Here is an 11,805-nt window from a genome sequence, read left to right on the forward strand (position 1 = left end):
GCCGCGCCCTGGGTGAGAACCCCCCTTTCGAACCGGACACAGAGCCGGACCGCCCCTGGGGCGGGCGGTCCGCCGGACGAGAGGGACCACACTCATGAGCTCAGTTCTGCGGCCGGTGCCGCGGGCCGACGGCCCGTCACCGGCCGGCACGTACCGGCCCGTCTCCTCGCACCTGGCCATCGCACCGCCCGTCAGCGTGGTCATCCCGGCCATGAACGAGGCGGAGAACCTTCCCTACGTCTTCAAGACGCTGCCCGACTGGATACACGAGGTCGTCCTCGTGGATGGCAACTCCACCGACGCCACCGTCGAGGTCGCCCGGGAGCTGTGGCCGCAGGTCAAGGTGGTCGAACAGCGCGGCAAGGGCAAGGGCGACGCGCTGATCACCGGCTTCGGGGAGTGCACCGGGGACATCATCGTCATGGTCGACGCCGACGGCTCCGCCGACGGGCAGGAGATCGTCTCGTACGTCTCCGCCCTCGTCTCCGGCGCCGACTTCGCCAAGGGCTCCCGCTTCGCCAACGGCGGCGGCACCGACGACATGACCTTCATCCGCAAGCTCGGCAACCGCGCCCTGTGCGCGGTCGTCAACCGGAAGTTCGGCGCCCGCTACACCGACCTGTGCTACGGCTACAACGCGTTCTGGAGGCACTGCCTGGACAAGATCGACCTGGACTGCACCGGCTTCGAGGTCGAGACGCTGATGAACATCCGGGTCGTCAAGGCCGGGCTCAAGGTGCAGGAGATCCCGAGCCACGAGTACCTGCGCATCCACGGCGTGAGCAATCTGCGGGCGGTGCGCGACGGGCTGCGGGTGCTCAGAGTGATCCTCGCCGAGCGCTCCAACCGCCGTGCGCTGCGCAGCCGTGCCCACTCGCCGGTGCTCAGCACGGCCCGGGGGAAGGCGTCTTGAGCCGTCCCGCCGTGTCCGTCGTGATCTGCGCCTACACCGAGGAGCGGTGGGAGGACATCCTCGCCGCCGTCTCCTCGGTGCGGGCGCAGTCCCGGCCCCCGCTGGAGATCCTGCTGGTCGTCGACCACAACGAGGCCCTGCGGGGGCGGCTCGCCGCGGAGTATCCGGGGCCCGGGGCGGGGGGCGGGCCGGTCGCCGGGGGCGATCCGGGGCAGAGGCGAGCGTCGGCGTCGGCTCCGGCGTCGGCTGCGGCTGCGGCTCCCGCGTCGGCTGCGGCTCCGACGTCAGCGGCGGCGGCGCAGTCCCCGGTGCCCGTACGGGTGTTGCCCAACGCCGGTCCCCGCGGCCTCTCCGCCGGCCGTAACACCGGCATCGCCGCCTCCCGCGCGGAGGTGATCGCCTTCCTCGACGACGACGCCGTGGCCGAGCGCGACTGGCTGCGGCACCTCACCGAGGGGTACGCCGACCCTCGGGTCATGGCCGTCGGCGGGCGCACCCTGCCCGTCTGGGCGTCCGGGCGCCGGCCCGCCTGGTTCCCCGAGGAGTTCGACTGGGTGGTGGGCTGCACGTACCGCGGCCTGCCGCCCGGCCGGGTCCGGGTGCGCAACGTGCTCGGCGGCAACGCCTCCTTCCGGCGGGAGGCGTTCGACGCGGCGGGCGGCTTCGCCACCGGCATCGGACGCGACGGCGACCGGCGACCGCTGGGCTGCGAGGAGACGGAACTGTGCATCCGGCTCGCCCGCGCCCGGCCCGACGCGGTGCTCCTCATCGACGACCGGGCGGTGATCCACCACCGGGTGCCCGGAGCCCGCGAGCACTTCGGCTACTTCCGCTCCCGCACGTACGCCGAGGGCCTCTCCAAGGCCCTGGTCGCCCGCAGCGTCGGGGCGGCCAGGGGGCTGGAGTCGGAACGCCGGTACGCCACCCGCACCCTGCCGGCCGGGGTCGTCCGGGGGCTGCGCGACGCCGTGCTGGCCCGGCCGGGCGGCGCGGGCCGGGCGGGCGCGATCGTCACCGGCGTGCTCACCGCGGCCGGTGGCTACCTGGTGGGCAGCGTCCGGACCCGGCGCGGCGGCACCGCGTTCACCGTGGCACCGCTGCGGGAGGGCGGCGCGCATGGCTGAGGCGACCGCGGCCGACCCCCGCGTACCGGTGCTCATGTACCACGCCGTGGCCGCCGACCCCAAGGACGCCACCCGGGACCTGTCGGTGACGCCCGGGGCGTTCGCCGCGCAGATGGCGCTGATCGCCGACCGGGGGCTGACCCCGGTCACCACGGCGACGCTCGCCGCCGCCTGGCGCGGGGAGGGCCCCCTGCCGAAGCGGCCGGTCCTGATCACCTTCGACGACGGCTACGAGGGCGTGCACCGGCACGCCCTTCCGGTGCTGGCCGCGCACGGCTTCCCGGCCACCGTCTTCGTCACGACCGGCTGGCTGCGCGGCCCGTACGACACCGGGGGCGCCCTCGACACCATGCTCGACTGGGGCCAGGCACGGGAGCTGGCCGCCGCCGGCGTGGAGATCGGCGGCCACAGCCACACCCACCCGCAACTGGACCAACTCGGCGACGGGCGGCTGCGGTTCGAGCTGATCCACGGCAAGGAGATCATCGCGGACCAGGTGGGCACCGTACCCGTCTCGTTCGCCTACCCGTACGGCTACTCCGACCGGCGGGTGCGGCGGGCGGTGCGCGAGACGGGGTACGCGCAGGCGCTCGCCGTCGGCAACGCGCTGTCCCGCCGCCGGCAGGGACCGTACGCGCTGCGCCGGGTGACCGTGCGCCGCGCCACCGGGCCCGAGGCGTTCGCCCGGCTCGTCGAGGGCCGTGCACTCACCCGCGCGTACGCCCGGGACCGGGCCCTGACCAAGGGGTACGCCGTGGTCCGCGGGGCCCGGCGGATGGGCGGCCGGGTCCGGGACCTGCCGGGCGTGCCGCGCGGGAGGGGGGTGGTGGACGGCGGGCGGTGAAGGGGCCCTCCGGCGGGGGCGAGGTCCAGCGGCGAGGGCGCCCCCGGACCCGGGTGGCCGGGAAACCGCGTGCGTCCCGCCGCCCCCTGCCGGATCATGGCCCCATGCCCGCGAACCCGCACGACGCCCTGCCGATCCGGCTCAACGTCGACGACAGCGACTCGCCCTCCGACGTCGTCGACGCGCTGTTCCTCGGCCGCTTCGCCACCGGCGAGCAGCCGTACGCGCACGCCACCACCGTCGACCGCGTCCGCTCCGGGGCGACCCTGCTGCCGCCCGGCGCGCGGGTGCTGCGCGCCGCCCGGGACGACGACCGCAGCGCCACGCTGGCCGAGGGCGACGGCTGGACGCTGCTGGTCTCCCGCTGGAGCCGGGGCGCCGACGTGACGGTGACGGCGACCAGCGCCGAACTGGCCCGCACGGTCGTCGCCGACGCCACCGACGGTGCCGCCGACGAGCCCGAGCCGGCCCCGGAGAACGTCACCATGGGCTTCTGGTACGTCTCCCCCCGGCGCGGACCGCACCGCACCACCCGGCAGATCGCCGCGGGCACCTGGGAGGAGGTGCGGGGCAACTACACCGCGCCGGTGGCCGACGCGATGGACCGCGTGATGAAGACGACCCCGCAGGACATCGCGGGCCGCCTGCTGCTCCTGCACGGGCCGCCCGGCACCGGCAAGACGTCGGCGCTGCGGACGCTGGCCCGGTCCTGGCGCGACTGGTGCCAGGTGGACTGCGTACTCGACCCGGAGCGGCTCTTCTCCGACGTCGGCTACCTCATGGACATCGCCATCGGCGAGGAGGACGAGACGGGCCGGGACCGCTGGCGGCTGCTGCTCCTGGAGGACTGCGACGAGCTGATCCGCGGCGAGGCCAAGCACACCGCGGGCCAGGCCCTGTCCCGGCTGCTGAACCTCACCGACGGCCTGCTCGGCCAGGGCCGCAACGTCCTGGTCGGCGTCACCACCAACGAGGACCTGGAGCGGCTGCACCCCGCCGTGGTCCGCCCCGGCCGCTGCCTGGCCCGTATCGAGGTCGGCCGGCTCACCCGGCGGGAGGCGGTGGGCTGGCTCGGCACCGAGGAGGGCGTCGGCCGCGAGGGGGCGACCCTGGCCGAGCTGTACGCCCTGCGCCGCGGCACCTCGCCGACGGCCCTGCCGGAACCCCGGGCGGGCGCGGAGGCGGGGCTCTACCTGTAGCCGGGGCGGGCCCGCGGACTCCGGGCCGGGCACGCGTGGTCGGGGCGGGTCCGCGTGGTCCGGGCGGGCACGCGTGGTCCGGGCGGGCACGCGTGGTCCGGGCGGGCACGCGTGGTCCGGGCGGGCCCCCGGTGTTTCGATGGGGACATGACCGTGTTCGTCGGCACGTCGGGCTGGCAGTACCGGGACTGGCGGGGCGCCCTCTACCCGCCCGGTCTGCCGGTCCGGCTCTGGCTGGAGCGGTACGCGGCCGGTTTCGCCACGGTCGAGGTCAACAACGCCTTCTACCGGCTGCCGGCCCGGGAGACCTTCGAGGACTGGCGGGGGCGGCTGCCGGAGGGCTTCGTGGTCGCGGTCAAGGCGAGCCGCTTCCTCACCCACGTCAAACGCCTGCGCGACCCGGAGGAGCCGGTCGGGCGGCTGATGTCCCGCGCGGCGGGGCTCGGCGACCGGCTCGGTCCGGTGCTGCTCCAGTTGCCGCCGACGCTGCGGGCCGACCCGGGGCTCCTGGACGCGTGCCTGGACTGCTTCCCGGCGGGCACGCGGATCGCGGTGGAGCCCCGGCACGACTCCTGGTGGACGCCCGGGGTCCGCCGGGTGCTGGAGGCCCGTGGCGCCGCCCTGTGCTGGGCCGACGTCCGGGCCCGCCCGGTCGCGCCGCTGTGGCGCACCGCCGACTGGGGGTACGTCCGCTTCCACGAGGGCCGCGCCGCCGCCTGGCCGCACTACGGCCGCCGCTCCCTGACGACCTGGGCCGACCGTATCGCGGAGACCTGGCCGGACGGCGACGTGTACGCCTACTTCAACAACGACCCGAACGCGGCGGCCGTCGGCGACGCGGAGGTCTTCGCCCGTGCCGCGCGCCGCTCCGGCCTGTCCACGACCCGTACCCCGGGCACGCCGGCCGGCTGAGCCCTCACGAGCCGTACGCGGCCCGCAGCGCGTCCTCGACGGCCGCCAGGGCGTCGGCCCGGGTGAGGCCGAGGCGCCGGGCGCGCTCGGCGTAGGCCAGGGCGGCGGCGGCCCCCTCCCGTTCGGCGGCCGAGCCCGCCGCGGCGACGAAGGTGCCGTTGCGGCCGCGCGTCTCGATCACCCCGTCGGTCTCCAGGGCCCGGTACGCCTTGGCCACCGTGTTGGCGGCGAGGCCCAGGGAGTCGGCCAGTCCGCGCACGGTGGGCAGCCGGTACCCGGCCGGCAGCACGCCCGACCGGGCCTGCTCGGAGATCTGCGCGCGCACCTGCTCGTAGGGCGGGACACCGCCGGAGATGTGGATCTTCAAAGTCACACGGCGATTGTTCCCCATCCCCCGGAAAATGGGAGGCACCCGCGTCCCCCTCCGTCCTAGCGTGCGACCTCCGCCCCGACATCCGCGCAACGGAGGTACACCATGTCCGTGATGCACGTCGTCCTGGTCAAGGCCGGCCGGACGAAGATCCGCTACCCGGCGGTACTGCTCGGCGACGACGGCACCCACCTCACCCTCCGGGCCCCCTGGGCCGGAGACGGGGTACGCGACTTCGGCTTCGTCCGCTTCGAGCCGGGTGACGTCTTCACCGAGCACTACTGGCGGGACCGCTGGTACGCCGTCAAGGAGGTCCGGACCGCGTCGGGCGCGCTGAAGGGCTGGTACTGCGACATCACCCGCCCCGCCGTGACCGACGGCGCCACCCTGACCGTCGAGGACCTCGATCTGGACCTGTGGCGCTCGGCCGACGGCACGGACGTCCGCGTCCTGGACGAGGACGAGTTCGAGGCAAGCGGCCTCCCCACCCAAGACCCCGAAGCCACCACCCAAGCCCGCAAGGCCCTGACCACCCTCACCACCCTCGCCCACACCCCGGCCTTCCCCGACCTCCTCGACCAGAGGGTCGTCCCGTGACTGCTGATCAGGGGAGAGCCGATCTTGCCGTGACGGTGTGATCTCCGGGCCCGTCGGCCCGGCGGACGCGGGAAGGGGCATGCGGCTCCGTCGTGCCGGGCCCTCGTCAGGGGCCCGGCACGACCCGCTCAGGTGGCTTCGCCGGGAACCGCGGTGGGCATGCCGGGCATCCCGACCGCCAGATGTCGGACCTGGTCGGTCGTCAGGGCGCCCTGGAATGCCCACAGGTCTGAGACGGTGCCGGGCCAGTAGTCGCCCCAGGTGTTCGTGCCGGTGCGAGCGCGACCGAGTTGCAGCGGTTGTTCCGAGGCGAAGGAGAGCACGTCGTCGGCCCAGGAGACCCTGTCCGTGCAGGCGCTGTCGTCCGGCATGCCGTCCCCGTCCGCGTCCGCGCAAGCCAGCACTTGTAGTTCGCCGTTGACGTATAGCGCGAGGTGCTTGGCGAAGCCGTCGTAGACGAGCGCCAGGTGTGTCCAATCGGTGGGGCTGAAGAACTGCCCGTTGTCGACGTGTGTGACCGTGGCGGTACCGGTGTCGGCCGCCGCCATCACGATCCGCCAGCGGCCTGGGTCGGTTTCGGGGGTGGCGCTGGGTTCGTAACGCACGGTGAAGGCGCTTTGGGCGGTACCGGGCACGTCGAGCAGCGCCACACCGTGCTCCGGAGCGGCTGCCGCCTGGGCCCAGGCGCTGACGGTGAAGCTGCCGCCGGTGTCCACGGGAACCACCGATGTCACGCCGTAGTCGTCGACACCGTCCAGGTCGACGCCTCCGTCGACCCATCCGGAACCGATCTCGGCGCCGCCGTACAGGGTCATGGCGTTGCCCTCCGCGGAAGCGTCCGGTGTGACGAGCGGGGAACCGTGGGCGGTCTCGAAAGTCCACCGGCCCTTCACCTGGGGGCGCTGTTCGCAGAACTGCCGCGCCTCTTCCTCGGAACCGGACCTCTTGACCGCCGTCATCGCGGGCTTCCAGCCGGCGGTCACGCCGTCGCCGTCGGGGTCGGTGACGTTGTCGGCGTGGATCTCGCCGAGGCCGCGCACCCGGGCGGCGGACGACGGCTTCTCGCAGGTGCCGCCGTCCTCCCTCGTCGGTTGCGACATCGTGATCTGTGCCGGCGGACGGTTGTACCGGACTCGGAGGTACGCCTTGTCCGAGAACCGCTTCCAGGCGTTCCCGTCGCTCTCACTGGCCGCCCGCAGCCCGAACGTCATCGACACGTCCTCGCGGTCGGCAGCCGCCTGCACCGCGGACTTCACGTTGAAGCCCACGTCCTTGGCGGCGCAGCCCGCGTGGCCGTACGCGAAGGACTCCGACGCCAGCTTCCTGGGCCAGAACCCGCTGTTGTCCTGGTCGGCCCATGTCGTCGACGACGAGATGCCCTTGGTCTCGTACAGCTCCACCGTGCGGGCCGCGCACGAAGCCGACCAGGTGTTGCGCACCACGAACTCGGCCGACAGGATCGACGTGCCCGCGAACCTCGATGTCGGGATGCGGTAGAAGAGGCGCTTGGTGTCGTGAGGATCGCAGGAGGACCAGCCGCAGTAGCCCATGCCGGCGTCCGATTCGCCGTTGAACTTCCACTGCGGCGAGTTGGCCCGGTACTTGGAGACCATCGTCCACGCCGACGCCCGCGGCGAGTACCACTGGGGTTCGATGTAGACGGGGTAGACGGTGTCCTCGCCCTTGAGCACGTCGGCGTCCGGCGTCAGCGCGACCGCGTTCTGCCCGGCCGGCACCTCGACCTCCACCGGAGCGAGCCCGCCCGGACCGGAGTCCCACATCATCGGCTTCGAAGCCTCGAAGACCGCGCCCTGGGCGCCCCGGTCGAGGGCCTGGAGACCTCCCTCGTCGGTCTTCGCCACCGACAGGCCCTGGGTGTCCATCTCCAGTTGCAGCCGGGCCAGTTCCGGGCCGGCTGCGGCCTCGGCCGTCTTGACCACGAGCAGTTGGGTGAACCCGTCCTCCTGCGCCGTCAGCCTCAGGTCGACCTCCGGCAGGACCGACCGGTAGGTGGCGGCCGGTCCCGCGATCTCGGGCCGCGGAAGTGGCGTGGGCCAGGACAGGCTCAGTTCCCGTCCGGCGCGTCGCATCCGTACCAGCGGACCGTCTCCTCCACCGGAGAACTCCATGTCCATCGTCGACGCCTTGGGAGCGACGGCGCCCCCGGCGGTTGCCGCGAGGTCGGTGTCGATCCGCTTCCAGCCGCCTCCGGTGCGGGTCCAGACGGGACGCAGGTGCTCACGCGCCTCCAGTTCGCCCTCGGGAGTGGCGAAGACCTCCCTCGTCTCCCCGCGCAGCGACGCGATCTCCACCGCCTCGCCGGTCTTCTCCGCCTCGGCGAACGCCTCGGACTCGGTCGCCGCGGTCTCCGTCGCCTCGGTCTTCGTCAGGCCACCGGCGTCGTCCCCGGCCGAACGTGCCCCGGTCCGGGGAGAGGCGGCCCGGGTATCGGCCACCGCCTCGCCCGACAGCGCCGGTAGCGACCCGACTGCCAACGCCACACCCAGCAGGACTCCGACAGCTCTGCCGGCACCCCGCGCTCGGCTCCACATCCCCGCCACACCCCACCCACACAGCAGTCACACAGTTCCCGTCAGTAACCAATCGCTCAGCGGAGTGCCAGGTCAACGGTGAGTAAACGGACAAGGGCGCCACAAGATCCACTTACCGTCTGTGACGATCCTTACGTTTGGAAAGGGGTGCGTCGCCCTTGGGAGGGGTTTGGACGGAGGCGGGCGATTGCGTGACGCCCCGTCAACTCGCCTCACGGGAAGCGCGCCACCACCGCGTAGCGGGTGTCGGTGACCTCGTGGCCCCACAGGGTCGGGTCGCCGGAGAGGTGGTCCGTGTGGAGGTCGGGGGTGAGGGGGGTGAGCCAGGTGGTGAGGTGGCCGGCGGGGATGCCGGTCGGGGTGACGGTGCCCCACACGCCCTCGATCAGCACCAGGCGTCCGCCCGGACGCAGCAGCCCCCGCCAGTGCCGGAGCGCCCGGACGGGGTCGGGCAGGGCCCACAGGACGTGCCGGACGAGGACGGTGTCGAAGCGGCGGTCCCCCACCGGGGGTGCCTGGGCGTCGCCCGTGAGTATCACGGCATCGTGTCCGGCGAGTTTGGCCCTCGCGCGTTCCACCATGGCGGGTGACCGGTCCACGCCGGTCACCCGGTGGCCCTGTTCGGCCGCGAGGAGTGTCAGGCTGCCGGTGCCGCAGCCCAGGTCGAGGAGGTCGACGGGGGGATCGGGCAGCCAGGCGCGCAGCCGGCCGGCCCAGGCGGCGCGGACCGCCGGGTCGCGCAGGCCGTGGTCCGGTTCGTCGTCGAAGGTGGCGGCCCGCGCGTCCCAGTCGACGCCGGACGCGGGGAGCGGAGCGCGCGTGTCGCCCGCGGGGCAGGGGAGGTCACCTGGTGTGGTGTCGTCGTTACTCGTGTGAGTCATGGGGGCAGGTTGTCAGGTGGGTCTGACAACGTGATATGGGCCACTGACAACTGTGCATCGATCGGGAACTCTCGGGGAAAGGGTCTACCTCCGTGACAACGCGGAACCCGGTGGAACCGTGAGGAGGCAGCCATGCGCCGTCTGTCCGTGCAGAAGCCCCTGAAGAAGACCGATGCCCGCCGAGTCCGCGAGGAGACCGAGGAGCGTCCGTCCGGCCGTCCGGAGATCCGCAAGGACATCGCCCGCACGTGGTGGCCCGACCCTTCCTGAGGGCAGTCTCAGCTCTTCCTTAACGCGACCATAAAGATCTCCCCGAGCCGCCCCTCCAGGGCGGTTCCGCGGTTTTCCGGGGCTAGTTTGCTGGTCACCCCCACGGGCTCCGGCCCACGCCCCGCCGACCGCTTCCGAGGAGTCTTCATGCCCGCACCGTCCGCGTCCCGACGGGTCGCCGCCGTGGCCGCCGCCGGCCTCGCCCCGCTCGCCCTGACCGCGCTGGCCGCGGCGCCCGCCGCCGCCCACGGTTCGATGGGCGATCCGGTCAGCCGGGTCTCGCAGTGCCACGCCGAGGGCCCGGAGAGCCCCCGGTCGGAAGCGTGCAAGGCCGTGGTGGCGGCCGGCGGCACCCAGGCGCTCTACGACTGGAACGGCGTCCGCATCGGCGACGCCGGCGGGCGCCACCAGGAGCTGATCCCGGACGGCAAGCTGTGCAGCGCGGGCGACCCGCAGTTCAAGGGCCTGGACCTGGCCCGCACCGACTGGCCGACGACGTCCGTGAGCAGCGGCGCGTACACCTTCAAGTACCGGGTCACGGCCCCGCACAAGGGCGACTTCACGGTGTACGTGACCAAGCCGGGCTACGACCCGTCCCGCCCGCTGGCCTGGAGCGACCTGGATCTGGCGGCGCCGGTGGCGACGTCCACCGACCCGGTCGCGGCAGACGGCTTCTACACCTTCTCGGGCACCCTGCCGGAGCGTTCCGGCACGCACGTGCTGTACGCGGTGTGGCAGCGCTCGGACAGCCCGGAGGCGTTCTACTCCTGCTCGGACGTGTCCTTCGGCGGCGGATCGGCCGCCGTCGCGGCCCCGGCGCCGAAGGCCAAGACGCCTTCCGAGGCGCAGCTCGCCGAGGCGGCGGACCGGTCGACGATCGAGAACCACGGCCACGGCGACCAGGACCACCGGACCACGGCGGACCCCGTCGACCCGGCGTCGGCCGCCCCGGCCGGTGAGCCCTCGAAGGACACGCGGGACACGCGGGAGGAGAGCACGCCGGAGGGCACCCCGGAGGCCGCCGCCGCCACGGACGGCCCCAACGAGGTCAAGGCCGCCGGTGCCGGCGCCGTGAACCTCGCCGAGACGGGCGGCGACTCCAGCACCACGTACCTCGCCGTCGGCGGCGCGGCGGCGCTGGCGCTGGGCGCGGCGGCGCTGTTCGCCTCCGTGCGCCGGCGGGCGCTGGACGGCCGCTGACCTGCCCGAGGGGGGATGACGCGGGGCCGGTCCGGCGGCTCAGGCCGGGCCGGCCCCGCGTCGGTGCGCACGGTCAGTCGAAGACCGAGGCGCAGGTGGTGGGCGTGGCCTTGCCCGGGTCGAGGGCGTTGGCCACCTCGTGGAAGGCGATCCGGTCGATGAGCCCGATCGCCACGTGCTCGGAGAGGTCGAGCGGGCACAGGTCCTGGAGCAGGACGTTGCGGACGCCGGGGCCGTCCAGGAACTGGCTCCGGTAGGGGGTGACCACCTCGTCGTACCGGGTGGCGATGACGGTGTAGGCGACGCCGGGCACGGTGTCGCCGCCCTGGTTGATCCGGTTGAGGACGTCGGAGCCGACGAGCTGGTCGGCGAGGGCGGGGGTCTTCGCGGAGAGCAGGTCCTTGACGCCGGGGAAGTACGGCAGCAGGTTGGTCAGCCCGGACAGCGTGGCGCCGTGGTTGCTGGGCGCGATGCCGACGAGGGCGTTCACCTTGGCGGCGCCGCCGAGGAACTTCAGGTAGTAGCGGGGCATCATGCCGCCCTGCGAGTGGCCGACGACGTCGGCCTCGGGGGCGCCGGTCGCGGCGAGCACCCGGTCGACGTAGGCGGAGAGCTGTCCGGCGGACTGCTCGACCGGGCCGAGGCCGTGGAAGAAGGGGACGCCGGGCAGTTGCCCGTAGTCGAGGGAGTAGACGCAGTAGCCGCGGTCCTTGAGGTAGGGCGCGAGGCCCAGCCAGTTGTCGACGGAGTTCCCGAAGGTGCCGTGGACGAGGACGACGGGGCGGGGGTGGGCGGCGGAGGGCTTGCAGGTGAAGTCGTTCCAGCCACGGCTGGGGGCCGGGGCCGCGTGGGCGGTGGCGGCGACGGGGACCGTGACGGCGGCGGTCAGCAGGAGCGCGGCCAGGTATCCGAGCACTCGCTTCCAGGGCAGCATCGGGTGATC

The 11,805-nt window shown here is 73.6% G+C and carries 12 protein-coding genes and 1 pseudogene; 8 read left to right on the top strand and 5 right to left on the bottom strand.

Annotated elements, in window-relative coordinates:
* Positions 1-94: 94 nt before the first annotated feature.
* The 5 genes from J5Y05_RS25880 to J5Y05_RS25900 all read left to right on the top strand — a co-directional run bounded on the left by J5Y05_RS25880 (position 95) and on the right by J5Y05_RS25900 (position 4,992).
* Positions 95-913 carry a glycosyltransferase family 2 protein gene (locus J5Y05_RS25880; protein WP_210875480.1) on the top strand — a complete coding sequence of 273 codons (819 nt, stop codon included), beginning with the start codon at positions 95-97 and terminating at the stop codon, positions 911-913.
* Positions 910-2,037, top strand: a complete 1,128-nt coding sequence (locus tag J5Y05_RS25885; protein WP_247615291.1) for a glycosyltransferase family 2 protein — start codon at positions 910-912, stop codon at positions 2,035-2,037. The genes J5Y05_RS25880 and J5Y05_RS25885 overlap by 4 nt, the downstream gene beginning before the upstream one ends.
* Complete coding sequence (locus J5Y05_RS25890; protein WP_210875481.1) at positions 2,030-2,881, top strand: polysaccharide deacetylase family protein; 852 nt, start codon at positions 2,030-2,032, stop codon at positions 2,879-2,881. The genes J5Y05_RS25885 and J5Y05_RS25890 overlap by 8 nt, the downstream gene beginning before the upstream one ends.
* Before the next feature lie 104 nt (positions 2,882-2,985).
* Complete coding sequence (locus tag J5Y05_RS25895; protein ID WP_210875482.1) at positions 2,986-4,080, top strand: DUF5925 domain-containing protein; 1,095 nt, start codon at positions 2,986-2,988, stop codon at positions 4,078-4,080.
* Positions 4,081-4,227: 147 nt separating this feature from the next.
* Positions 4,228-4,992, top strand: coding sequence for a DUF72 domain-containing protein (locus J5Y05_RS25900; RefSeq protein WP_210875483.1), 765 nt, complete (start codon positions 4,228-4,230; stop codon positions 4,990-4,992).
* 4 nt (positions 4,993-4,996) lie between these two features.
* Here J5Y05_RS25900 and J5Y05_RS25905 read toward each other — a convergent pair whose 3' ends face one another.
* Complete coding sequence (locus J5Y05_RS25905; RefSeq protein WP_210875484.1) at positions 4,997-5,365, bottom strand: GntR family transcriptional regulator; 369 nt, start codon at positions 5,363-5,365, stop codon at positions 4,997-4,999.
* 102 nt (positions 5,366-5,467) lie between these two features.
* Between J5Y05_RS25905 and J5Y05_RS25910 the strand changes: the two genes are divergently transcribed.
* Complete coding sequence (locus J5Y05_RS25910; RefSeq protein WP_210875485.1) at positions 5,468-5,959, top strand: ribonuclease FAU-1 family protein; 492 nt, start codon at positions 5,468-5,470, stop codon at positions 5,957-5,959.
* Between the two features lie 128 nt (positions 5,960-6,087).
* Here J5Y05_RS25910 and J5Y05_RS32685 read toward each other — a convergent pair whose 3' ends face one another.
* The 3 genes and pseudogenes from J5Y05_RS32685 to J5Y05_RS25920 all read right to left on the bottom strand — a co-directional run bounded on the left by J5Y05_RS32685 (position 6,088) and on the right by J5Y05_RS25920 (position 9,392).
* Positions 6,088-6,918, bottom strand: a complete 831-nt coding sequence (locus tag J5Y05_RS32685; protein ID WP_372450526.1) for a LamG-like jellyroll fold domain-containing protein — start codon at positions 6,916-6,918, stop codon at positions 6,088-6,090.
* Positions 6,892-8,520, bottom strand: a pseudogene (locus J5Y05_RS32690) (DNRLRE domain-containing protein); the annotation flags it as partial. The gene J5Y05_RS32685 and the pseudogene J5Y05_RS32690, both read right to left, overlap by 27 nt.
* A gap of 203 nt (positions 8,521-8,723) precedes the next feature.
* Positions 8,724-9,392 carry a class I SAM-dependent methyltransferase gene (locus J5Y05_RS25920; RefSeq protein WP_210875487.1) on the bottom strand — a complete coding sequence of 223 codons (669 nt, stop codon included), beginning with the start codon at positions 9,390-9,392 and terminating at the stop codon, positions 8,724-8,726.
* Positions 9,393-9,524: 132 nt separating this feature from the next.
* Here J5Y05_RS25920 and J5Y05_RS25925 point away from each other — a divergent pair, with 132 nt between their 5' ends.
* Positions 9,525-9,662: a hypothetical protein gene (locus tag J5Y05_RS25925; protein ID WP_210875488.1), complete on the top strand. Its 138-nt coding sequence runs from the start codon at positions 9,525-9,527 to the stop codon at positions 9,660-9,662.
* 147 nt (positions 9,663-9,809) lie between these two features.
* Positions 9,810-10,862 carry a lytic polysaccharide monooxygenase auxiliary activity family 9 protein gene (locus J5Y05_RS25930; protein ID WP_210875489.1) on the top strand — a complete coding sequence of 351 codons (1,053 nt, stop codon included), beginning with the start codon at positions 9,810-9,812 and terminating at the stop codon, positions 10,860-10,862.
* Positions 10,863-10,935: 73 nt separating this feature from the next.
* Here the strand turns inward: J5Y05_RS25930 and J5Y05_RS25935 are convergent, their stop codons facing one another.
* Positions 10,936-11,796, bottom strand: coding sequence for an esterase/lipase family protein (locus J5Y05_RS25935; protein WP_210875490.1), 861 nt, complete (start codon positions 11,794-11,796; stop codon positions 10,936-10,938).
* Positions 11,797-11,805 lie beyond the last annotated feature (9 nt).

The sequence above is a fragment of the Streptomyces tagetis genome, assembly GCF_018069565.1.
In the GTDB taxonomy this organism is placed as follows: Bacteria; Actinomycetota; Actinomycetes; order Streptomycetales; family Streptomycetaceae; genus Streptomyces; species Streptomyces tagetis.